Genomic DNA, 23,224 nt, shown 5'->3' on the forward strand with positions numbered 1-23,224 from the left:
AGCCGTCGGTGCGTCTACCGATCGGCGGGCCGGGTTCGCAGCCGGCGAATCAGGCCGGCCACAACTGCCCTCCTCCATCCACCCGCAGCACCTGGCCGCTGATGTAGGAAGAGGCATCCGAGGCCAGGAACTCGACCGCCTTGGCGATCTCGAGCGGCTGGCCATACCGGTCGAGCGAACCCGAAGCGCGGTCCATGCTCGCATCGGTGGGCCGGCTGGCTGCGAACCTTTCGGTCATCGTATTGCCCGGGGCCACCACATTGGCGCGCACACCGTAAGGCCGCAGCGTGGCGGCCAGGCAGCGCGTGTACTCGTGAACCGCCGCTTTGGCCGTGGCGTAGATGGCGCCTTGTGCAACACCCGTCAAACCGGCGATGCTGCCGAGGTTGACGATGCTGCCCTGCCGGCGCTCGATCATGTCGGGTGCAACCTCGCGGCAGGCCAGGATGCAAGTCATGAGATTACGGTCGAGCACGGTGCGCAGATCGTCTTCGCCAATGAAGATCGCATCGTTGCGCTCGGGTTTCCCGGCCTTTGGCGCCTCGACCCCCTTGGCCCCGATATCGCCACCGGCGTTGTTGACGAGAATGTCGATGCGGCCGAACCGGGCCTTGATCTGCGCCGCCATCGACTGCACCGCAGCCGACTGGGTCAAATCGCCATACACGTGCAGGGTCTCGACGCCATGGGTCTGCGCCACCGTGCGGGCGATGTCCTCCAGCGATCCGGCCGACTCGTTCAGCCGCGGCGCCCCCGCCGTCGAACCATGCACGACCACCGTCGCGCCCAGACTGGCGAGATGCGATGCCACCGTCAGCCCGATCCCCCGGTTCGATCCCGTGACCCACGCCACTTTCCCCTTGAGTTGTCTCTCTTCCACTTTTTCTGGCTCCTAAAGCAGTGATGCGATGTGCAGCGACACTTTAACGTGCGGTGGGGCGTGGGGGGGGAGCGGGAGACGTTGTGGACAGGAAGGCGCGGCGAAGCGGGTCTGGCAACTTTGGACACCTGCTCTCGTCAGTCGCCTGGCTTGATACGCTTCAGGATCGTGCCGGGCTTGACGCGCTTGCCAATCGGAAGGCTCTTGATGACCGTCACGCTGCCGTCACTCTTGCGCTCGACGACTTGGCCGTTAGCGATCTTGACCGTCACCGCGCCGGTGTGCCTGAGCGTGTTCAGGTAGGCATCGTGACCGGCTTTGGCGGCAATCGCCGGAATGCGTCGCTCAGCGATCAGCATTCCTCGTTCGCTCGGAATGGTTCGGATCGTGTTGGAGGACATGCGAGTTCGGCAAAGCGTCGTGTTGTCGGACGATGAGGGTGGAGTCAACACGGTAGTGCCTGTGACGACACACCGCTGGCTCACTGCCCGGTGCCGCCGGCGACAGCTGCGGTGGCGACCGGCTGGCGGGCCAGTTCGATGAAGGCCCGCACGTAGTCGATGGCGGTCTCCGCCTCGCGTGCCCCCAAAAAAATCTGCTTGGCGATGCCGCGTACGCCCAGCCGCACAGGCACCACGTCCATTTTGACGGCGTATTCCTCGACCAGCCAACGCGGCAGGGCCGCTACGCCGCGGCCGCTGGCCACCATCTGCAACATGATGTCGGTGGTTTCGATCGCTTTGTGGCGCTTGGGCGTGACACCGGCCGGCAGCAGGAACTGGTTGTAGATGTCCAGGCGCTCGATGTCCACGGGGTAGCTGATCAGCACTTCCTGGGTCAGTTGCTGGGGTTTCACATAGGCCACCGACGCCAGGGCATGGCCCTTGGGCACGACGAGCACCTGCTCGTAGTCGAACACCGGCTCGAACTTCAGCCCCGGCTTGAACAGCGGATCGGGCGTGACCAGCAGGTCGATCTCGTAGCCGAAGAGCGCACCGATCCCGCCGAACTGAAACTTCTGCTTGACGTCCACATCCACGTCGGGCCAGGTAGCCAGATAAGGTGAAACCACCTTGAGCAGCCACTGGTAACACGGATGGCACTCCATGCCGATGCGCAGCGCACCGCGCTCGCCCAGCGCGAATTGGCCCAGGCGTTCTTCGGCCAGGTCCAGTTGCGGCAGCACCCGGTTCGCCACCGCCAGCAGGTACTGGCCGGCCTGCGTCAGGCGCAGGCTGCGCCCTTCCCGCAACCAGACGTCGGTGCCCAGTTGCTGCTCCAGTTTTTTCATGCTGTGGCTCAGGGCCGACTGGGTCAGATTCAGCACGCCCGCGGCGGCGGTCAACGACCCTTGTTTCTCGACCTGCTGAACGATGCTGAGGTGGATGCGTTCAAGCATTCAGATGATCCGTATTCATGGATTTATGAAATAAAACCATTTTACTTCATCGACCCGCACCCCTAACATCCGCTCCCATTGCTCGTTTGCATTTGTCGGCCAACCTCAGGGCGAGGCCGTGCGGCGATCCGGCTCCGCACAGATCCATCCATAGGAAAACAAAAATGACACGTCCACTTCGTTTAGTCGCGGTTTCCGGCGGCCTGCAACGCCCCTCCAAGTCGGCAGCCTTGGCAGAGCACCTGCTGGACCTGATCGCCGACGAAGTGCCGAGCACGCAAGGCCTGGTCGAGTTGGGCCAGCTCGCACCGCAGCTTGCCGGCGCCGTCTGGCGCTCGCAACTGCCCGACGCGGTAGAGCAAGCACTCGCAGCCGTCGAACAAGCCGACGTGCTGGTGGTGGCCACGCCGGTCTTCCGCGGCTCGTACACCGGACTGTTCAAGCACTTCTTCGACTTCGTTCATCAGGACGCCTTGATCGACAAGCCGGTCTTGCTGGCGGCCACCGGCGGCAGCGAGCGCCACGCCCTGGTGATCGACCACCAGTTGCGGCCGCTGTTCAGCTTTTTTCAAGCGCGCACCTTGCCACTGGGTGTGTACGCGACCGACCACGATTTTGTGGACTACCGCCTGCAAAACGAAGCCCTGATCCAGCGCACCAGATTGGCGATTCAACGGGCATTGCCGCTGGTCGAATTGACCCGCCATGCACGCGCTGCCGCCACCGAGGACATGGTCCCCGCCTGAAACAGGCCAGCGCCAGATTCAATCGCAAAAAATTAGAGTACCCGACCGCTATGACCCAAGATTTCACATTTGGCATCAAGAGTATTGCTTTCGATGAAAACTATCATCCGTCAGACAATACCCGCATCACCACCAACTTCGCCAATCTGGCCAGAGGAACGAGCCGCCAGGAGAACCTGCGCAACACCCTCAGGATGATCGACAACCGTTTCAACGAGTTGGCGCATTGGGACAATCCCAAGGGTGACCGCTACGCGGTCGAGCTCGACATCATTTCCATCGAAATGCATGTCGGCGCCGAAAACGGCCCCATTGCGTTTCCGTTGATCGAAATATTGAAGACCAAAATAGTCGACAAAAAAACCAACGAACGCATCGAAGGCATCGCAGGGAACAACTTCTCGTCTTACGTGCGCGACTACGACTTCAGTGTCGTGTTGCCCGAGCACAATAAAAACAAATCCGCATTCAGCACGCCGGACGATTTCGGTGATCTGCATGGCAAGCTGTTCAAGCACTTTGTCAACTCGAACATCTACAAAGAGCACTTCAGCAAGGCGCCCGTCATCTGCATCAGCGCCTCGAGCAGCAAGACCTATCATCGCACCGAAAACCAGCACCCCATCCTGGGCGTCGAGTATCGGCAAGACGAGTTCTCGCCGACCGATCAATATTTCGAAAAGATGGGTCTGAAGGTTCGCTACTTCATGCCTCCGAACAGCGTTGCGCCGTTGGCCTTCTACTTCATCGGCGATCTGCTGAGCGACTACACCAATCTTGAACTCATCAGCACCATCAGCACGATGGAGACATTTCAAAAGATTTACCGCCCCGAGATCTACAACGCCAATTCTGCGGCCGGGAAATCCTATCGCCCCAGCCTGAAGAACCAGGATTATTCATTGACCCAGATTGTCTATGACCGAGAAGAACGCAGCCAGTGCGCCATCAAGCAGGGCAAGTTCACCGAAGAGCACTTCATCAAGCCCTACAAAAACGTGCTCAAGCAATGGGCTGCCAACTACGCTCTCTAATCAACCCGAATAAACGGAATCGTTCATCATGAAAAAATTATTGCCCACTTCGACGGCCGGCAGCTTGCCCAAACCTTCGTGGCTTGCACAGCCTGAAAAACTCTGGTCGCCCTGGAAACTGCAAGACGAGGAATTGACCGAAGGCAAACAGGATGCGTTGCGTTTGTCACTGCAAGAGCAACAGCAAGCCGGCATCGATATCGTCAGCGATGGCGAACAGACCCGCCAGCATTTCGTCACGACCTTCATCGAGCATCTCAGCGGGGTCGATTTCGAAAAACGCGAGACCGTCAGAATTCGTGACCGCTATGACGCCAGTGTGCCGACCGTCGTCGGCGCCGTGAGTCGCGAGAAGCCGGTGTTTGTCGAAGACGCCAAATTCTTGCGTCAGCAAACCCAGCAACCCATCAAATGGGCATTGCCTGGTCCCATGACGATGATCGATACGCTCTACGACAACCACTACAAGAGCCGCGAAAAACTGGCCTGGGAATTCGCCAAGATCCTCAACCAAGAAGCCAAGGAACTCGAGGCCGCCGGCGTCGACATCATCCAGTTCGACGAACCCGCCTTCAATGTCTTCTTTGACGAAGTCAACGACTGGGGAGTGGCCACCTTGGAAAGGGCCATCGAAGGACTGAAGTGCGAAACCGCCATCCACATTTGCTACGGCTACGGCATCAAAGCCAATACCGACTGGAAAAAGACGCTCGGGTCTGAGTGGCGCCAATACGAAGAGTCCTTTCCCAAGCTGCAGCAGTCCAACATCGACATCGTCTCGCTGGAATGCCACAACTCTCATGTTCCCATCGATCTGATCGAACTGATCCGTGGCAAAAAAGTGATGGTCGGCGCCATCGACGTGGCAACCGACACCATTGAAACGCCCGAGGAAGTCGCCAATACCCTGCGCAAAGCGCTCCAGTTTGTCGATGCCGACAAGCTCTATCCGTGCACCAACTGCGGCATGGCGCCCTTGTCTCGCCGAGTGGCACGAGGCAAGCTGAATGCTCTCAGTGCGGGTGCAGAGATCATTCGACGGGAACTGTCGGCGTGATGTGTAGCTGAAGTCTTTAGGGCTTACGAAGGGATGGAAGTGATCGATTGACGGCCATGACGCAGGCGTTTGTTTATCACTTCTGTCCCGCTTCAGACAGGACATCGGCGGTCAGATCCACCACCCTCCTCTGTTGCTCGATCAAAACTGCTTTTAGCGAACTCACGCAGGCCTTCCATCAGCCGCATGCCGGTGCCGTCTATCAGGGGGACGAGCAAAGCCATATCGGTTGGCAACGCCGATCGCAGAGCCGCCACCTCGGCCAGCGTCACAACCGAGGGAATGCGCTTTGGGGTGCGCGGGCGCTGCACGCCATCGAGCCATGGCAGGTCCATGCCCAATACCTCGCGGTAGAGGAATCGCAGTACGTTCAACGCCTGGCTGTACGTGACAGCCGCCACCTGCCGCTCGTTAGCCAACATGGCTAGAAAACCTTCGATTTCCAGCTGCCCATGTCTCGTGGATGCCGCAAGCCGCGCCATTTCACGAACATGCGCACCCATTACACATAGGCCTGCTCGGTGCGCAGGCTATAGTGTTTGTAACGAATTCGCTCACGGGCCTGATCCCGCAACCGTGTGGCGCGCAACACAGGGGGAAGGCGGGTTTCATGCCTAAATTTAGCACTGTATTTTCATACAAAATACGCGCCGTCAAGTTAGGCTACAAGCCCCTTTTCGCGTTTTTTTCGTGCCAATTTAAACCGCAAGCGCCAGATATGGCCTGCGGCTTGGTGCGGTCTACATTACGTTAGGGAGAACCCCTTATGACAACTGCGCCACAGAAGCATTGGTTTGGACTTTTTGGCACGCTCTTTGGGTGCCTAGCAATTTTGGCAGCAGTCTTGCCATTGTGGGTGTTGCCGTTGGTACAGCCGCCTGAGCCTATCGACAAAGTGGTTGTGGATGTGGCGCAAAGAATTAAAGACCGAGTGGCGGCCAAAGTACAGAAGGTCGAGTACAAAGAACCGGCTACGCGAGCAAATCTTTCAAAAGTACTTTCTGCCGTAGCAGTGTCATTAGGAGCGCTCGCACTCGTGTGTGCTGCTGTGTCATTCGTGGTGAAAGAGCCCCGCCGATTTGCTGCTGCCGCTGCGGCTCTTGGGGTTGGTGCCATTCTCTTCCAGTTCAGTCTGATTATTGCGAGTGCTCTACTTGCAATCTTGCTTGTCATGGTGGTGCTCAATGCGCTTGGCATCAGTCTGTAGTTTCCCTAACCCTTCGGTCAACCGGACCTGCCGCAAGCGGCAGTCCGGTTACCTCCAACGTTGAATCCCTGCTTCTTGATCCCACCAGCGGCGCCTCATGGCCGACAGCGGCCAGCCGCATCTGCCACTTTCACGATCTGCATCGTGGCTGCTCGGGTCAGTTGAGCATCACGTTCATACCCCCGTCGACACAGAATTTTCATCCATACACCAACCCAACCTGCCCACCCGATGGCAGGCTGGGAAATCGGCCAGACAACACAGACACGCCCGCTGACCACTGATCCAGTCACACTGTGGCTGGAGAACCCGATCCCACTGGGTGACGTGCCTCCAAGTCAAACATCACCTTGTACCGAACACCCTCGATACTATCGGGGCTCATCAGGGCGATGGCTCGGTCGATACAGTCTCGAGCCGCATCGATCGTGCTGCTCATCACGGCATCCGATGCATGGCTATCAAGGTCCGCGGTGGCCGTCATGACATTCAGGCTCGCGAGAATTCCGGCTGCCTGCATGATCTCTTCCTGAGCACCGCCGGACATGGGATTCACGCCACACTGTGAATAGGTGACCACGCGATCTGCAACTTTTGCCGCATGCTGAATCATCGTCATGAGGTGCTCTTGGGCGAGGAGCAGTTCGTTTTCCTCTGCACTTTCGAAGAAGTGGCCGACGACGAACAGGGTGCCAGTCAGGCGGTTCAAATCGGCTTCTATCAACGCACACAGATCGATGTCAGAGAACTTCTGCGCGTCGGACGCGACCGGTTCAGGTCGGGTGGGTCCGATCATGCTGCACCTCCCTTGTGGAAGGCGCACGCAACCATCGCAACGCGGTTGTGCGCGTCGGCAATGAGTCGGATGGAGAAAAGGAGATTGCCTTGTTCAGGCGGGTCAGGCACAGCACGATGGCTGGCATTGAAGACGACGGACGTCATCATGGTCTAAGGCTCCTATGTGAGACTGGAGACCACTCGATGCGTTTCTACGCGCAACAGGGTGGACGGGATGTTAGAAACACGTACATAGCCGTGCGGCCAGCCTTACGGACTGACCCATCCCGTCCTTAATCTTGGGATGGACGCAACTGCGCCACCGTCGAATCTGGACGTGACAAAACCTCACTTACGGGGAGGTCGCACCGCGATGTACAAGGTGTTTCTACGCACCGGCCCTCTCGGGTTGAGGTGATTGTGGCACGGGAGGGGTCGACTGGCAACGAATACAACCCGCGCTTCGGATCACACTTGAGGCAGCCCGCTCACAGCGCTGAGCCTGCACGGAAATTTCCACGAGCATCCCTTGAAGGCAAGCGGTCAGAGCGCCCATTTGCAGCACGAGTCTCATGAGGGCCGCCGACGCCGCGCGGCCAGCTCGTGGAGCCCCCCGAGGAAGCCCCAAAGCCCACCCAGATACGTCTGAGCTGCGCATCAATCTAGCCGCGAGCGCAGTGCTCACGAGCACCCCTCACCTTGAACCCAACCAGAGTGGCCGCAACTGCGTGCCAGAATCCCACATGCCGTTCGCCGTTGAACGGCCGTGAAAAAAACGCCCTACCCGCCCAAGATGAAGACTATCGACGAGATGCTGAACCTGGATCTGCTCACCTCCGAGCAGCACCACCAAATCGCCTCATGGATTGCGAGCGCCGACACGCCCGAAGAGATCCTGAAGATGCCTGCATCGCTCTGGCAGGCGATCGAACGTGCCAGCGAGGTCATGGGGATCAACGAAGACCTGCTGCGCCCCCCTTCGCTGGATGCGGGCGACCTGAACCTCGGCTAGCTAGCCAGGGATCACCGCCTCATCGGTTTTGTCGGCCGACTGTTTCCGGCTCTAACCGATGTAGGCGAGAACGGTGAACTCGTTGCCACCCAGCGCAAAACCGGCGACTTCTTCCATTCCCATCTTTTTGTGCGCGCGCAATGAGGCGGCGTTGTTGCGCCGGATGAACAGAACACCTTCGCGCGCAGGGACCAGGCGCCGCAACTCCGCGAACATGGCTTGCGCCAGGCCTTTGCCCCGCTCTTCGGCAGCGACGCAGATGGGGCCGTAGACATAAGCGTCGGGCGCGCCGGGGTAGGCGTCCAGCATGGCCTGGATGATCGGAACATCGGCCACCATCGCCCGCGATCCCGTCATCAGAAAACCGGCCACGCGACCGTCGCGCCGCGCAACGATCAACGGCATCTCGCGCATCATCTCGGCTATTCGCTCGCGCGGCATGCTTGCCGAAAGCGTGCCGCCTCGATCGGACTGATTGGCCACTTGCAGCGCCACGATGCTGTCCAGATCATTCTCGGTGGCGCAACCGATCTCTATTTCGCCATGGCTCATGCCGATTCTTTCTGTCCATTCTGTCGAATGGCGCATTGTGCATGGGTTAGTCGGCTTACTCCGACGTAGCTGCACACCTTTCCCAGTTGGCCGTGGGCACCCGTCCGGCCTCGTGGTCATGCGATGTTGGAGCTTCCCATCGAATATCTCGATCGCAGCCTGCGCATTGACTCAGTATGGAAAGTGATCCGATGGGCCTAATGCACCACGCGAACGCAGCCATCTGGAGGCCGTGTAGATGAGAGGGTCATGAACGAGACTGGAGGGCCCCACTCAGCGAGCCTGTCGCTGTGACTCCGTGACGGGCGTAGCATAAGTGCTTGTTGGAAGCGTTACCATGGCTGCTTTCGGCCAGAAGCGGTCATACTGTGTTGACATCTGAGCGACCTCTTAAGGCTGGCTGCTGTCGCTCAAGCTCGGCAGCCGAATGACAGCTGCTGCCGAAACCCGACAATCACCGTCTCGCGTGGCAACCGTCAGCTCCTCTGAGGAAGGTTACGCCTTCGCCGGTAAAGAGCTCAAGCAGACTCAGGTGTCGCTTGTCCGTCGATGCCCCGGTTCCATGCAGGAACTGCGTGAACTATGTGTAGATATCCGCCTGCCGCTCACTGAAGCCATGGACAATACAGGCTAATAAATTGAGGAGGCGAATGGCCTACATCGTCGTTTGCATCGCCACCCGTTGGGGCAGCGCCCTGGGAGGCATCAACGTGTTCAACACGGGGTTGGCGACAGGTATTGCCAAGATTATTCCGAAGCCTAGCGAGTGCATCTGCGTCGTGGAAGAAAAGCCATCGGTGGAACCAGACTCGAATGTCAGGCTGATCAAACCGCCCAAATGGGATACCGAGTCGGTCGCCAGCGTCGTCTCCGCGGCCATCGAGCAACGGCCCACACGAGATGTTGAAGAGATTTTGATCCTTGGTCACGATCTGCACACCGGCAAGATGGCCATTGACTGTGCGAGGCAATTGCAGGTCGGCATGGGGCGCACTCCAGTGAAGTCCGCGGTAGTAAGCCATATGGACTATCAAGAGTACGCTCGCCGCAAGGGGCAAGGCCTGGCGGAAGTCGATCAGAAGTCGTCAAACCAACGCACCATCGTGGCCAATGCAGACTACGCGTTCGCTGTAGGGCCTCTGCTGTCGAACAGTTTTCAGGGCGCTCGTAGCGAGTTCGTCGAGAAGGTGATCGCTCTGACTCCGGGCGCCGCCATCATCGAGCCTCAGTCTGCGAAGGCGACGTCGCTCTCGTTCTTCATCGGCGGTCGTTTAGGACTTGAAGACGACCAGATCAAGAACGGTGTGCTGAGCGTGCGTGCCGTGCTGGACGCCTACCGAGTGGAACGAATTTCGGGTCAGCCAGGCCGGTGGCAAACGCGTGGGCATTTCTACGCTTGCGGGGTCGAGCCGGTGAAGGATGGCGACCTTCTGCGGGCTCTTGAGGAGGAAGTACGTCAGGAGGCTGCCTTCGAGATCGAGGCGATCCCGTTCTCGGATCGGCAAGACGAGGTGCATCGGCATCTAGTCAAGTGCGATGTCGCATTGATGCCCTCTTGGCACGAGGGATTCGGCTTGGCAGGCTGGGAGGCCATATGCGCAGGCGTGCCCCTCGTCTGTTCGAGCCAGTCAGGTTTAGCGTTGCTAATCGCTGAACTCAGAAGCCAACTGCCCGAGGAGAAGTTTCTCAGCATCGAATCGGTCCAACTAACTGGTGGGTCTCCAGTAGGCATGCCGAACGCCAAGGATATCGAGGCGGTGTCGCGAGCGGTTCGAAATGTGATCGCCGACTACCCGGCACGGAAGGCAGCTGCACTCTCGCTGGCCCTCCACATTAAGCGCCTCTTCACCTGGGAAGGATGTGCCTCGAGGCTGATCGGGCCGCTCAAGTGGCCATTGGCGACCTCGCAGGACTGGTGGCAGCGTCAGAGGGCGGCCGATACAGCCTCCGGGAGCGGCGAAGGTGTTGCGAATGCCGATATGGTCCTGGAAGCGCTTGCAGCCTGCCAATCGGGCTTGGTCCAAACCAAGTGGACATTGGCATGTTCAGCATTGAATCTGCTCAGCGACCGCGGCGGAAAAGCCAAACTGAGCGAGCGCCAGGTGCTCAGGGATGATCTGCTGGTGATCGGTGGAGCAATTGCAACCGCGGTTAGCACAAGACCTACGCGAGGGAGTTTGCCGATTGTTGACACGGTGTTCCTCGACCTATGCTGGAGGTACCTCGCGGCTGCTTCAAGGGTGGCAACATCGTTCAGCGAGTTCACAGCGCTTTTACCCAGCGGCATGCGCGAGGCGATCTTCAGCGATGGATTTTTACGCCGAGAGCTACTGTTCTATGTGGCCCGTTTTGCGCCGGAGTTCGATGGCCGATCCGACGAGCAGGCGACTTCGTTCCTGGCGCCGTTGATCAAGCGTCTGGCGAGTGATCGCCCGCTACTCGTCCGACTGGCTCGCTTGTCAACGGTATACCCGTCATTGCTTCGACTCATGCCCATGGACGGCAATATCGACTTTGATGCTGAAAAGTTTCGATGTGCGAAGGCGTTGAATCGACTCTTCGATTTTAGCCAGTTGCTGGAGGAGTCACCGGATCTCGCATCGACCGCGCTAGCGCTGTCCAGCCTGAAGCCGGACCTTGCGCGCCAGTCCATCGACCAACCCATTGGATTCTTCAAGCAGCTAGTTCCGAGCTATGCAGTCACAGGTTCGTGGCGTGGCGACAAGCGATTAGCAGCAGCGATGGTGACCGTCACGTTGTCGAGCCACAACGTTCTAAGAGTGTTGGAATCGATGGCGGGCGATGAGGAAGAGGCGATCCGTTGGGCTGCGCTCGACTTGGCTTTTTCTCCCATCCTTCGTGCGCGGCTCGAAGCGATGGAGGAGGACGCGGGTGGCATCAAGGCACTGCGGATCAATCTCGGCAGGATTGTGGACACAGCGGTCATCACAGGTGATGGCCACCCCTGGCTGGCGCGTGAATTCCTGAGTCACTACTTGGACGAGTACACCTCGCCGACCGCGGCGACTGCTCAGGTGGCAAAGTTCATGCTGGCGGACTTCCCGAAGTCGCGGGAATTGATAGGCCCCGTCGTCGCACGAGATACCAGTGTCTTAGTGCGGCCGATGCACCCGGAAGTCATAGGTATCCAAACGCGCGCAGGCGAAGTCTTTAAGCGTGTGCTGCTTGTATTGCCCCCGATCTCGGTAGATCCGGCCACTGGACAGGCGGCATCGAAGACCAGCACGCCTCCCCTCGGGCTGGGCCTGCTGGCAACCCACTTGTCTCAGCAAGGGCACGATGTGCATCTGGTGGACTGCCATCGCTTCCCCGACCTCGCAGAAGAAGTGACGCGGCTAGCGAAGACGTTTGACCTAATCGGCTTCACAACAGTCTTCAGCACCGTTCGTGCAACACGGCGCCTGCTCAAGGATATCCGCGGTGCCACCCAGCGGCCAATGCTGGTGGTAGGCGGGCCGGCGGTAAATTTAGATGGCTGGCAGTATTCAGCGCTAGATCAAGACGACCAGCGGAACTGGGATTTTGCGGTGTCCGATGACGCGATCAGTAACCTCCAGCGGCTGGTGGATGCACTTAAGACAACGGATCCGTGGCCGAACAGCAGCGGCATCATGGCCAATGCCCACAGCAAACTTGTCACACGTCGGGATGTTGAATCGGCGGCGCCGGTCAGTGCCATTGAAAGCGCCACCAACGAAGATACCGGTTGGATGAAGGTGCAGTTGGATCGTCGGCTGTACTCCGGGCCGCATGGGCAGTACGAACCTGGGAAGACGCGCGATCTACGCGGGCGTGTGCACGAGGCTCACGTCGTGATGTCAAAAGGCTGCGATTGGAGTTGCAGTTTTTGCACCGAGCGTCGCGAGCTGAGTGGTGGCGAAAGGCGGCGCGACGTTGACTCCGTGCTGCGGGAGGTGCGACAACTCGCTACGAAGTACGCCAATCTCAGAATCCAATTCATCGACGACAACCTGTTTCCGCAGATTGCGTCACCCCACAACACAGGTGATATCAAACGAGAAGCAGGCAAGACGTGGGCGGTGCAGTTCTTGAGCGGCTTGAAGCAAATTCGCGACGAGGTGGATGGCAATCTCACTTGGCGTGGGATCTTCAGGCTTGAGGATTTCATTGCATACGAGTTGCTCGGCGAAGCGGGAGGTTTCGTGCGCGTGCTAGCCGAGGCAGGCTGCAACATGCTCGCCTTCGGCGTGGAGTCAGGCGTCGCAGCAAGACGGCACTCGATCAAGGCCGGCGGACGTGAGGTTACGAACGACGCGATCACAAGCTTGTTTCGACGCCTTCGTGACGCGGGGATTTTCAGCAAGGCTTACTTCATCATCGGCGGCAAGAAGGAGTCTGCAGCGTCTACCGAGGAGACGATCTCCTTTGCCGTCAACTGTGGTGCCACGCTTGCCTACTTTGCGCTGTACAAAGATTTCGTCCCGGCGCGAGAGCAACTGCGCAAGGATCAGGGTGTCGGTGCTAATTCAACGGCCAGCCTGCTCGAGTACGAGCAGATGATGCCGAGATGGGACGATGCTTTTTCCGAATCAGCGAGTAGCAAAGTGCCCGCCCAAGCGATGCGGCGCACAGGCCTTCGAACGCCAGCCAGCGCTGTCGAGCGTAGAACCTATAAAAAGCTGGCCGACATCGGTTTCCGCTTCGAGGATCTTGTGAAGTACAACGACTATCACGCGGAAGACGGTCCGGCTGGCGCCTTGCTGCAGAGCGTCACGTGGGGCCGACCTGACGAATTCTTTAGCTTGGTTGAGAAGGCGTATCGAAAGTTCTATCTGCGGCCGGAGTTCGTTTCCGACTTCAGAAAGCTGGTAGCCGCGGGTTACTAGACTTGGGAGACCTGTACAACGCAGTGTTAAGTGCAAACCACCTCAACTCCGGCCATCGCTGTAGGGCGCTACCGCCTATATGACCGCAGTGGAGCGAAGAGTGTGAGTTCACGATGCTGAGGCGAACTGCCGCAATCGCTGCGAAGCAGCCATTGGCTTTTGTCGGCCGAACTACCGCTTTGGGTCGAAAGCGGACATTTGCGAATGACTGTTTTTGACCCGAAGTAAACGCACGCACTAGCCAAAAGCAATCGTCGCAACAGGCGACATTTCCTTTTTTGTCTGCAAATCCAGAATAAAGCCCCACGGTTTGCAGCCGTAGCGGCCGTGCTGCAGCGCGCTGTTGAAGAACATTGTCTCGTCCTCAGGCGTAAGGTCGTCATCGCGGTCCACACCGCCTTATCCAATCGAGGAGCCGTGCGCTCCGCACCCGGCAGGCAACGCTTCAAGTTGCAATCTGGCGATGAACGGTATGTCCTAACACGTTGCCGGATGGCTGTTCACGCCCACCGAAACACGCAGTCCGTCGGCGGACAGCTAGGCAAGCGTATTGCGCCCCAACGCAGCCCCCACCAATCACTGACGATTGAAGTACAGCATTGATCTTGTACGAATCCCTCGAACACGCAAGAGTGTTCAAATGAATTTTCATGATCGTTATCGACCTTGATTAAACAAAAAAGCCACATCCCCTGTCACGGAGAGTCGAATGACTTCAACCACAGTGCCCACCGATTCAGCAGCGTTCTTTCCTGGTTTTGCGCCACTCGGCATCGAAGCCGGTGGGGTGCATTTTGCGGGTGCGGTCGGGGGCGAGGGTCCACCGCTTCTGCTTCTGCATGGGTATCCGCAGACGCACATTACCTGGCGGCGCGTTGCCCCTGAGCTTGCCCGGACGCACACCGTGGTCATGCCCGATCTGCCGGGCTATGGGGCCAGCCGAACGTTGGAGTCGAACACCCGCTGGACCAAGCGGCGAGTCGCCCAGGCGCTGACCGCCCTGATGAGCCGCTTGGGCCATGAACGTTTTGCGGTGGTGGGCCACGATCGCGGCGCGCGGGCCGGATACCGGCTGGCGCTGGATCACCCGGCGCGTGTATCGGCCTTTGCCTCGCTGACGGTGGTGCCGACACTCGACGCGATGGCGGCGATGGATTTCCGCTCTGCGGCGCGCGCTTTTCACTGGTTCTTTTTTGCACAAGAGGCCGATCTGCCGGAACGTCTGCTGGCCGCCGATCCGGACGCGTTCATCGACCGCGCGCTGCACGTGATGACGGGTGGCCGCGACTTCATCGAGCCTGCGGCCCGCGACGCTTACCGGGCGGCCTTCCGCGACGCTGCCGTGCGCCACGCGATCTGCGAGGACTACCGCGCGGCCTTAAACGAAGACCTGGCACTGGACGAGGCCGACCGGGCAGCGGGTCGCCAAATGCCCTGCCCCGTGCTGGTGCTGTGGCCCGACGCCGAGGCCCTGCCCGGCAAGCCGACACCGCTCGACACCTGGCAGCGCTGGGCGACCGACGTCGCCGGTGCCGCCATTCGGGGCGGCCATCTGCAGCCCGAAGATGCCCCCGACGAGGTACTGGCGGCGCTGCTGCCGTTTCTGGCACGGCATCGGTCGGACGTGTTTTCCCGATAGCCAGGTTTCGATGGCCGTTGGCGCGTCCGCTCTCATTTTGCGGCGAAAAAAGGACTACAGCGCTCATCCCCCGGGACTACAGCGATCCAAGCCTTTGGGCAGGAACCGGCGCGGGGTGGGAGGAACATGATGACAGCTCCCATTCCAAGGACTGTCATGAGCTACAACACCACTACAACTGCAGATCTGCCGGGCCGTTCGCCCCATGTCGTCACGTCTTCCGCAGCGGCGGTCGGGGAGCCTGCTTCGGCGGCTTTATCGGCCAGTGCCGTCTCTTGGGGCGCGATCTTTGCAGGGGCGGCAGCCGCTGCGGCGCTGTCGCTGATCCTGTTGCTGCTGGGCGCGGGCCTGGGCATGGCATCCGCCTCGCCTTGGGCCGACAAGGGCGCCGAGGCGGCCACCTTGGGCGTCGCGGGCATCGTCTGGATCACGCTGACGCAGCTCATCGCCTCGGGTGCGGGCGGTTATCTGGCCGGCCGTCTGCGTACCAAGTGGATCGCGGTGCATTCGGATGAGGTGTATTTCCGGGATACGGCTCATGGCTTTCTGGCCTGGGCCGTCGCCACGTTGGTGACGGCTACGGTGCTGACCTCGGCTGTGGGTTCGGTGCTGGGTGCCGGTGCACAAGCCGGCGCAGCCGTGGTGGGCGGTGCTGCTTCGGCAGCCACGGTTGCCACCGCTGGAGCGGCAGGCGCAGCGGGCAGCGATTCGAATGCCGCAGCAAGTGGCAGCACGGGTTACTTCGTCAATGCGCTGTTCCGCAAGGCGGCCGACGCACCCGCTGCCGATGGCGCGGCGGCCGTGGCCCCCTCGACGGACAACGCGCAGGCTTCGGCTCAGACTGCCGCTGAAGTCACCACGATCTTTGCTCACAGCATCGGCACCGGCGAACTGCCCCAGGACGATGTCCGTTATGTCGGGCAACTGGTTGCCCAGCGCACGGGCTTGAGCCAACAAGACGCGGAAAAACGCGTGACCGACCTGTACGCCCAGGCCAAGCAAGGCATCGACGAGGCTGTCACCACGGCCAAGGAAGCCGCCGACAAGGCCCGCAAGGCTTCTGCGTACACGGCGCTGTGGCTCTTCATCTCGCTGCTGATCGCAGCCTTCACCGCCAGCTTCGCCGCCACTTACGGTGGTCGCCAGCGCGATCTTTAACTTCAAAAGGAGTCTTCCATGCGATCCATCCTTCTTTACTTTCTGGGCATCCCGATTCCCATCATCATCTTGCTGGCGCTGTTCTGGCATTGAGCCCAAGAGGCACCGACAAACAAAAGGCCCGCACGCGCAGGCCTTTTTTCATTTCACGACGACGCCAGTACCGTGCGACAGGGTGGCGGCAACCCGGCCCGCCAACAGAGCGGGACAGCCTCATGCGGCCTTTCCAATCAAGTGTCGTAGGCCATTTGATAGCGCTTACCAGCCCGTTCGATATGTGCAAATCCGAGTTCGCCTAGGTGCATGCCGGCAATGAGGAGCTTGTCCGAACTGACGACATCCAACAGCCTTGATCGTGTGTCGGCGGAAAGAAGCGGATCCTGGTCGAATGCAATGGATACGTCCGGATGGGCAATCTGGATTTGGGGGAAATGAACAATATCCCCCCAAACCAGCAGACTGCGGTTGCAAGACTCAATGCGATAACCAGAATGCCCTGCGGTATGCCCCGGCAAGGGCACGGCACTGATGCCGGGAAGAATGTCGTCATGAGTCGACGCGCGCATCTTCTCCCGATACCTGTCGAACACCTTCCGGGCGAACAAAAAATTTCCGCGCGCGCGCTCACTGGCTCTGCCCAGATGGCCATCGTCCTCCCAGAAATCGACCTCATGGGGGTGGACGACCAACTCTGCATCGGGAAATGCGGCGTCTCCCGACGAGTCGACCAGCCCGCCAATATGATCGGGGTGTGCGTGAGTCAGCAAAATCGTGTCGATGTCGGACGGGTGCACGCCAGCCCGCGCAAGATTGGCTTGCAGTTGACCTCCCCATTGCTTGAATCCTCCCGCGCCCGCATCGATCAAAACCGTGCGGCCACGGCCGCGAACCAAGTAACAATTGATGTGAATGGAAGAAGGGTCGGTCGCACCGGCACCCTGCTGCAGCTCGAATGCATCTGTGGGACTGATATTGGAGAGCAGATCCAGGCTTGCAGACAGATATCCGTCACTGATCGCCGTGATCGAGAACTCTCCAATCTGCTGACTGGGGGATTTCATGTTGTTCATCATCGTGTTCCTGGTCGACTGTCAGTTGCGCGCATGAATTACAGATTCCGCATAACCCAAGCAACGTATGCGCGCAGTGAGGCCGGTGTTTCGTTCTATGACGTCATCCAATGCTTTCATGAAGAAATCCATGACCTGTTTCGTTCTGAAGGGCTGGGAGCGGTATTTGATTTCCGCAAATGCGGGATGACCTCGCCCATGACGAACGACGACATAGATGACGTGCACGTTGTCCAGTGCCGCGTTCAGGATTCCGGTACAAAGTTGGGTGCATTGATCGGTCAGTTCCAAGAGCTGCCCATCGGCCGGCATCTTGTCGGCGGGGATAAAAATCGTGACGTTGGGCATCTGGCGGCTACCGTGACGTCTGGGACGTGGAGTCGCGGCGACTCGTCAACTGTGCCGTCATCGGCGCATAGAGAGAGACACCCTGGGGAAGACGCACTGCACCGAGATCAATGGAATGGGCCAGCTTCGCCAGCCACCGGTGTTCAGGGAATCCATCCAATGCGACGGCTTGCATCGAGCAAGGTGTGAGGCCCATGTCGATCAGCGGCTCAGGGCCGATCTCGCTGGCCACCAGGTATTCGCCGTCACCGATGACCGGAGCCCGGTCAAGGCCGTCATAAAGATTGCGGTGCCACTCGGTAATGTGCTGCTGCCAACGGGCGAAACTTCCTCCGCCTTTCTGACGGTATTCGTCTCCCTGAAGAACACCGAGGCTGTCGATCGAATGGATGGCAAGGTAGACGGGGCAACCCGGACTCAACGCTTTGAAGCGTTGTGAGGTATGAAAGCCATCGACGGAGATGAGCGCGGGTAACTTGTTCAGACTGTAGAAATCATTCCACTCCGCTTCACGGGCTGTATCGGCAAAGCTGCATTCGACTGTATAGATCATCGGATCACGACCGGGGGGCTTGACGCCCTCGGCTCTTTTTGTTGACGTTTCATCATGGTAGAAGCTCGATGCAGGTCTATAAAACGATTTTTCGGTATGCTTCAGTGACAAAAGATCAAGATGACCTGAATGCCCAGCCCACACCCCGGAGCACCCATGCGCCGAAAGATCCCCAGCAATGCGGCCCTGATGGCGTTCGAGACCGCGGCCCGTCACGGCAGTTTTGCTCGCGCCGCAGAGGAACTGTTTCTCACAGAAGGGGCCGTCAGTCGCCAGATCGGAAAACTGGAGGCGTTCCTCGGTGTCACGCTGTTCGAGCGCGTCGGAAACCGGGTCAGGCTTCTACCCCACGGGGAACGCTACGCGGCTCAAGTACGTGAAGCGCTCGATCGGTTGGACCGGGACAGTCAGTACCTGATGGGACAGCCCCCGGACGGTGCAAGCCTGGACATTGCCACCATTCCGACTTTCGCAATGCGATGGCTCATTCCCCGTCTGTCAAGATTTCAGCAGCGCTACCCGAACATCACCGTGCATCTTGCCGAGCGCATGGAGCCATTTGTCCTGGCCGGAAGCGGATTCGATGCAGCGATCCACTTCGAGCATGCAGCCTGGGCAGGGATGCGGACGCACCGCCTGCTCAATGAGGTGCTGGTGCCGGTGTGCCACCCGCGACTCGTGAAGGGAAAGAACGGAACAGCGACGCTGGACGGCTTGCCGCGCCTGCATCGACGGCAGAATCCCGATGCCTGGCAACGCTACGCCCAGGAAACGGCCATCCCGCTGACCCACCCTGCGATGGGTGCGCGCTACGATCTTCATTCGATGTTGATCGAAGCGGTGCTGGCCGGTCTGGGAGTCGCTCTGGTGCCACGCCTCTACGTCGAAACCGAGCTGGCATCGGGCCGACTGGTCGCACCGTGGCCAGAGGGTCAAACCATCTCGAAAACCTTCTGCCTCATCCTCCCCGGACCGATCGGCTTGAGCGACTCGCCGGTACAGGCGTTTGCTCGATGGATACAGGACGAAGCGAAGGAGACGGCGACAGCCCATGCGTCGCTTTCTCCGGGGCCTTGAGCTGCGGCAAGCCAGGCCGGCCACTGCCGCAAGGGCTGAATCACTGCGACGCTTCGAGCTCGGCGCGCACGCCGCCGGATGGGGTTCGGCTGGCGATGAACTCGGCCGTGCGGATGGCGCCGGCCAGTTGTTCGCCGATGGAGTTCGACTCCCAGTTGACGCCGCGCAGGGGGTGGCCGACGGCATACAGGCCGTCGACGCCCTGCCCTGCGGAATCCAGGACCTGTCCGCTGGCGCCATGGGCGGCGATGCCGAATCCGGTGTCGTCGGGATGCACCAGGCCCTGAGCCAACAGATCCTTCACCAGGGGGTCGGACACCTTGCGCCAATCGAACTCGAAACCGTCCGCACCGATGACGCGGTCGGCCCTCACGGTTCGAGTCACCTGGCTTCCACGCGGCGTCCATTGCACGGCCAGGCTGCCGTCTTCGGCGCGGTCCAGTCCGGTCAGTCGGCCGGAGACTTGCGTGAACCGCCCTGCGCGCTGGATGGCCTGCAACCGCTCGACCGAGACCGGCGCCGCGCGATGCAGGATGTTTTCCCAAAAGGGACGGAGATGGCGGATGAACTGCCGTTTTTCGCGCAGCGTGGCCCGCTCCCAGAGCTCCGGCAGATGCGGGCGGATGGCGCCTGCGATCTGGTGCAGGTGGCCGTCATTCTGCCGAATGGATCGCCGTGCCCGGCGTGCGGCAGCGACCACCTGCGAGAGCTGGGTGGGCAAATCCTGCGGGTCGAGCACATCCGGCCAGGCCGTGAGATCGAGGCGCTCTTGCACCAGCAGCCCGCGGCGCGAGATGGCGATGTAACGGCCCTTGAAACCGGCGTCTTCGGCGCTGAGGATGACATCGAGTGCGCTCAAGCCGGTGCCGACGACCAGCACCTCACGGTCTCGATCGATGCCGTCGTAAGCCTGGTCGTGCCACGGATCGTGAATCGAGGGCCGTGCACCGCGAGCGCCTTCGGCGGGCTCGGTTGCGGATTTTCTGAACAAGCCTGTTGCCAGGACCACCTGCCCCACCGCGATGGCCGCGCCGGACTGCGTGACGATCCCATAACCCTGCCCATGGCGCCGCAGACCGACGACCCGGTCGGACACATGCCGGAAACCGACCCGGCCGGCGTTCTGCGCGATGGCCTGCTCGAGCTGATGCTGCACGTAGGTGCCGTAGAGCCAGCGGGGCGGAAACGAATCGGCAAATGCCACGCCCGCGGGCGGCTGCCAACCGAGTGCAGCCGCGTGCGATTGCAGCCAGCGCGCCAGGTGATCGGGCTGCTGGGGCTCCACGCCGAAATTCTTGGCCGGGCCGTTGACCAGATGACTGGGGTTGCGCGTGCTGTACGCGATGCCGCGGCCGATCTCCGGGTCGCTGCCGATCAGGGTGATGTCGATCCCCTCGGTCGTGGCCCGGATCAGCTTGAGAGCCGTCAATGCGCCAGCCAATCCGCCGCCGACGATACCTATTTGTGCGTTTGCCATGCCATGCTCCACGCTGAACGAATCGATCAGCATTCAAGATGAGAATGCAAAATACTAAATGCGCGATCGCGCATGATTCACCTTGATTTACGCATGCATTCATGATGAATCCGGATAACGGATTTCATGACCGGCCGGCGGGCGGTTTATCCAGAAACGCAATCGACAAACGAGGCAGAAACCCAGGCGCAACCGACCTGGGGTTTAGCCAGATCCTTGTCGAATCCGTGGGAAAAAACAGTTCTCCCTGCCCCGCTGCTGCAGAGCAAGCCGCCAGAACCGCGGACGCTTTCTCGAGACGTCGACGTCAGGCCGTCTGGCCGATTTCCAGATGCCGATTGAGCCCGCGCAGCAAGGCCACCACGACATCGATCGCCGGCGTGGGGATGTTCAGATGGCGGGCGAATGCCTGCGGCTGGCCCAGGATGGGCTCCACTTCGATCACCCGGCCGGCAAACACGTCCTGGAGCATGGACGGGTACTGGTTGACGCCGCCGGACAGCGTCGTCGATGCCGCCACGACGCGCTCGTCGGGCAACGGCCAGCCTGCCGCTGCCGCGATGCGGGCGACCTCATGGACCAGTGCGGCGCCCAGGGACTCGAGTTCAGGCGAGGCGGCTCGCGCGGCATTGCCCAGGCGTGTCAGCGCGCTCAGGGTGTTGCCCGAGGCGTTGATCAGCAGCTTGAGCCAGATTTCCTGGCGGATGTCGTCGGTGCTTGCCACCGGCAGGCCGCTGGTCGCCAACAGATCGAGCAGGCGCGACAGCCGCTCGGAGCCGCCCCCGGCCGGTTCGCCGAAGACAAACAGGTTGCGACCCGGGGCATGCCGGATGCGGCCCGGGGCCTCGATGGCGTTGGGCGAATAGATGACACAGCCGATGGCCCGTTGCGGGGTGATCTCGTGCCACAGCGTGCCGTCGGGATCGAGCAGCGGCAGGTACGCCTGCTCGCCGGACAGGCCATGGTTCCACCACCACGGGATGCCGTTGGTCATGAACACCGCCACGCCCGTGCGGCCCAGCAGCCGCCGGATGGCTGCGGCATGCGCGGGCAACGAATGCGCCTTGAGGCCGACCAGCACGAAGTCCTGCTCCTCCAGCGTCGAGGGATCGTCCGTCGCCTGCGCCACGGCGCCCTGCCACTGGTCGGCGCCGCTGGTGAGGTGCAGGCCGTGCTGCCGGATGGCCTGCAGATGCGCGCCGCGCGCGACGACGGACAGTTGCACCTGTCCGGCATGCGCCAGGCGTGCCCCGACATGTCCGCCGATGGCACCGGCCCCGTAGATGCAGATTCTGGCCTGTCGATTTGAACTCATGGGTGTGTGGACGATGGGTCTGTGAAACGAGCTTACCGGATAACCAGACTTCAGACTGCGGCCGTGCCGCTTTCGCCTCGAGATTTTTTGAATAACGACGCTCGTTATTCGGCTTTGTCTGCGCCTGGATGAAACGATATTCTGGCCATCCTTCGTTCAAGCGACACCATGCGGCGTACTCTTCTCCCTCTTTCGTGCGATACCCATTTCCATGTGATCGACAGCCGGTATCCGACCATCGCCAAACCGATGGTTCCGGTCGATCCGGCATCCCTGGCCGAATACGAGCAGTTTTGCGCCACGGTCGGCATTCAGCGGTCCGTGATCGTGCAGCCTTCGTTCTACGGCACGGACAACCGCTGCCTGCTCGAATCGCTGGCCCAGGCCAAACACGCCATGCGGGGCATTGCCGTCGTCGGCACCCAGGTCGGCGATGCGGAACTCGAGACGTTGCACCGGGCCGGCGTCCGCGGCGTGCGCTTCAACCAGATCCAGTTCGGCGCAACCGCCATGGACGAGATGCGCGAGATCGCCGCCCGGGTCCGCCCGCTGGGTTGGCACATCCAGCTTCACATGCGTGCAGAGCAATTGGCAACACACGCAGACACACTGCGGGCCCTGCCCGTTCCGCTGGTGATCGACCACCTGGGCCGGGCCCGGCCCCCGACCCGGCATTCCGATCCGGGATGGACGCTGCTCAAGCAGTTGCTCGGCGAAGGCAACACCTGGGTCAAGGTCTCGGGTCCGTATCACGAGTCCCTGCAGGGCGCACCGCGTTATGCGGATTTCACCGAAATGGCGGACGAGCTGGTCCAGCTTGCGCCCGACCGGCTCTTCTGGGCATCGGACTGGCCGTACGGCTCGGAAACCGTCAAGCCCGCGCTCGACCCCATCGTCGACACCTTCTGGGACGTGGTCCGCGACGACGCCGACCTGGCGTTCCGCATCCTGGTCCGCAATCCCGGCGAGTTCTATGGATTCGATTGACGGCGCGGGTTCGCACGATCCGTTTTTCTGCGCCCGGGCAGGCCCCCACTTCAGTCCATCCCGTACGA

The 23,224-nt window shown here is 60.5% G+C and carries 23 protein-coding genes; 10 read left to right on the forward strand and 13 right to left on the reverse strand.

All coding sequences use genetic code 11. The annotated features are described in order from the left end of the window. Positions 1-49 precede the first annotated feature (49 nt). From EC845_RS16580 to EC845_RS16590, 3 genes are all read right to left on the reverse strand, one after another. Complete coding sequence (locus EC845_RS16580) at positions 50-880, reverse strand: SDR family NAD(P)-dependent oxidoreductase (protein ID WP_123299253.1); 831 nt, start codon at positions 878-880, stop codon at positions 50-52. A 137-nt stretch (positions 881-1,017) separates the two neighbouring features. Next, positions 1,018-1,281 carry a hypothetical protein gene (locus EC845_RS16585; protein ID WP_233598122.1) on the reverse strand — a complete coding sequence of 88 codons (264 nt, stop codon included), beginning with the start codon at positions 1,279-1,281 and terminating at the stop codon, positions 1,018-1,020. Between the two features lie 80 nt (positions 1,282-1,361). Then, entirely contained in the window at positions 1,362-2,279 is a 918-nt protein-coding gene (locus EC845_RS16590) for a LysR family transcriptional regulator (RefSeq protein ID WP_123299255.1), read from the reverse strand. 164 nt (positions 2,280-2,443) lie between these two features. On the opposite strand from EC845_RS16590, the gene msuE reads away from it, so the two are divergent. Genes msuE through EC845_RS16605 form a run of 3 tightly spaced genes read left to right on the forward strand, consistent with a single transcriptional unit; the run spans position 2,444 to position 5,116 of the window. Next, on the forward strand, positions 2,444-3,025 hold the full coding sequence (gene msuE, locus EC845_RS16595; RefSeq protein WP_123299256.1) for an FMN reductase: 582 nt from the start codon (positions 2,444-2,446) through the stop codon (positions 3,023-3,025). 50 nt (positions 3,026-3,075) lie between these two features. Next, complete coding sequence (locus tag EC845_RS16600) at positions 3,076-4,059, forward strand: DUF1852 domain-containing protein (protein WP_123299257.1); 984 nt, start codon at positions 3,076-3,078, stop codon at positions 4,057-4,059. 28 nt (positions 4,060-4,087) lie between these two features. Continuing rightward, entirely contained in the window at positions 4,088-5,116 is a 1,029-nt protein-coding gene (locus tag EC845_RS16605; protein WP_123299258.1) for a methionine synthase, read from the forward strand. Positions 5,117-5,208: 92 nt separating this feature from the next. On the opposite strand, the gene EC845_RS16610 is transcribed toward EC845_RS16605, so the two are convergent. After that, on the reverse strand, positions 5,209-5,538 hold the full coding sequence (locus EC845_RS16610; RefSeq protein ID WP_233598123.1) for a phage integrase N-terminal SAM-like domain-containing protein: 330 nt from the start codon (positions 5,536-5,538) through the stop codon (positions 5,209-5,211). A 344-nt stretch (positions 5,539-5,882) separates the two neighbouring features. On the opposite strand from EC845_RS16610, the gene EC845_RS22180 reads away from it, so the two are divergent. Continuing rightward, on the forward strand, positions 5,883-6,323 hold the full coding sequence (locus EC845_RS22180) for a hypothetical protein (protein ID WP_148077323.1): 441 nt from the start codon (positions 5,883-5,885) through the stop codon (positions 6,321-6,323). A gap of 289 nt (positions 6,324-6,612) precedes the next feature. Here EC845_RS22180 and EC845_RS16615 read toward each other — a convergent pair whose 3' ends face one another. Beyond that, a complete protein-coding gene (locus EC845_RS16615; RefSeq protein ID WP_123299260.1) occupies positions 6,613-7,119 on the reverse strand; it encodes a hypothetical protein in 507 nt (168 codons plus the stop codon). Then, complete coding sequence (locus EC845_RS22390; RefSeq protein WP_158615710.1) at positions 7,116-7,268, reverse strand: hypothetical protein; 153 nt, start codon at positions 7,266-7,268, stop codon at positions 7,116-7,118. Before EC845_RS22390 ends, EC845_RS16615 begins: the two co-directional genes overlap by 4 nt. A gap of 625 nt (positions 7,269-7,893) precedes the next feature. Between EC845_RS22390 and EC845_RS16620 the strand changes: the two genes are divergently transcribed. Next, complete coding sequence (locus EC845_RS16620; protein WP_123299512.1) at positions 7,894-8,112, forward strand: hypothetical protein; 219 nt, start codon at positions 7,894-7,896, stop codon at positions 8,110-8,112. Between the two features lie 51 nt (positions 8,113-8,163). On the opposite strand, the gene EC845_RS16625 is transcribed toward EC845_RS16620, so the two are convergent. After that, entirely contained in the window at positions 8,164-8,664 is a 501-nt protein-coding gene (locus EC845_RS16625) for a GNAT family N-acetyltransferase (protein WP_199739829.1), read from the reverse strand. A 650-nt stretch (positions 8,665-9,314) separates the two neighbouring features. On the opposite strand from EC845_RS16625, the gene EC845_RS16630 reads away from it, so the two are divergent. Then, positions 9,315-13,532: a B12-binding domain-containing radical SAM protein gene (locus tag EC845_RS16630; protein ID WP_123299261.1), complete on the forward strand. Its 4,218-nt coding sequence runs from the start codon at positions 9,315-9,317 to the stop codon at positions 13,530-13,532. Between the two features lie 237 nt (positions 13,533-13,769). Here EC845_RS16630 and EC845_RS22395 read toward each other — a convergent pair whose 3' ends face one another. Continuing rightward, on the reverse strand, positions 13,770-13,925 hold the full coding sequence (locus EC845_RS22395; protein WP_158615711.1) for a hypothetical protein: 156 nt from the start codon (positions 13,923-13,925) through the stop codon (positions 13,770-13,772). A 316-nt stretch (positions 13,926-14,241) separates the two neighbouring features. On the opposite strand from EC845_RS22395, the gene EC845_RS16635 reads away from it, so the two are divergent. Both EC845_RS16635 and EC845_RS16640 read left to right on the forward strand, forming a co-directional pair. Further along, complete coding sequence (locus EC845_RS16635; RefSeq protein ID WP_123299262.1) at positions 14,242-15,171, forward strand: alpha/beta fold hydrolase; 930 nt, start codon at positions 14,242-14,244, stop codon at positions 15,169-15,171. A 156-nt stretch (positions 15,172-15,327) separates the two neighbouring features. After that, complete coding sequence (locus tag EC845_RS16640; RefSeq protein ID WP_123299263.1) at positions 15,328-16,329, forward strand: hypothetical protein; 1,002 nt, start codon at positions 15,328-15,330, stop codon at positions 16,327-16,329. 230 nt (positions 16,330-16,559) lie between these two features. Here the strand turns inward: EC845_RS16640 and EC845_RS16645 are convergent, their stop codons facing one another. The 3 genes from EC845_RS16645 to EC845_RS16655 are packed head-to-tail and all read right to left on the reverse strand — an operon-like array spanning position 16,560 to position 18,300. Continuing rightward, a complete protein-coding gene (locus tag EC845_RS16645) occupies positions 16,560-17,399 on the reverse strand; it encodes an MBL fold metallo-hydrolase (RefSeq protein ID WP_123299514.1) in 840 nt (279 codons plus the stop codon). A gap of 21 nt (positions 17,400-17,420) precedes the next feature. Next, positions 17,421-17,747, reverse strand: coding sequence for a hypothetical protein (locus EC845_RS16650; protein ID WP_123299264.1), 327 nt, complete (start codon positions 17,745-17,747; stop codon positions 17,421-17,423). A gap of 7 nt (positions 17,748-17,754) precedes the next feature. After that, a complete protein-coding gene (locus EC845_RS16655) occupies positions 17,755-18,300 on the reverse strand; it encodes a sugar ABC transporter (protein WP_123299265.1) in 546 nt (181 codons plus the stop codon). A gap of 156 nt (positions 18,301-18,456) precedes the next feature. Here EC845_RS16655 and EC845_RS16660 point away from each other — a divergent pair, with 156 nt between their 5' ends. Continuing rightward, positions 18,457-19,377 (forward strand): LysR substrate-binding domain-containing protein, encoded by a 921-nt coding sequence (locus EC845_RS16660; protein WP_123299266.1) that lies wholly within the window; start codon positions 18,457-18,459, stop codon positions 19,375-19,377. A 40-nt stretch (positions 19,378-19,417) separates the two neighbouring features. Here the strand turns inward: EC845_RS16660 and EC845_RS16665 are convergent, their stop codons facing one another. Together EC845_RS16665 and EC845_RS16670 are read right to left on the reverse strand one after the other, a co-directional pair. Further along, the gene (locus EC845_RS16665; RefSeq protein ID WP_158615712.1) at positions 19,418-20,854 is read right to left on the reverse strand and encodes an FAD/NAD(P)-binding protein; all 1,437 of its coding nucleotides are present in this window, start codon (positions 20,852-20,854) and stop codon (positions 19,418-19,420) included. 307 nt (positions 20,855-21,161) lie between these two features. Beyond that, the gene (locus tag EC845_RS16670; RefSeq protein WP_123299268.1) at positions 21,162-22,169 is read right to left on the reverse strand and encodes a ketopantoate reductase family protein; all 1,008 of its coding nucleotides are present in this window, start codon (positions 22,167-22,169) and stop codon (positions 21,162-21,164) included. A gap of 168 nt (positions 22,170-22,337) precedes the next feature. Between EC845_RS16670 and EC845_RS16675 the strand changes: the two genes are divergently transcribed. Continuing rightward, positions 22,338-23,156 (forward strand): amidohydrolase, encoded by an 819-nt coding sequence (locus tag EC845_RS16675; protein ID WP_123299269.1) that lies wholly within the window; start codon positions 22,338-22,340, stop codon positions 23,154-23,156. Positions 23,157-23,224 lie beyond the last annotated feature (68 nt).

This window comes from Comamonas sp. BIGb0124 (assembly GCF_003752175.1).
GTDB lineage: Bacteria > Pseudomonadota > Gammaproteobacteria > Burkholderiales > Burkholderiaceae_C > Comamonas_F.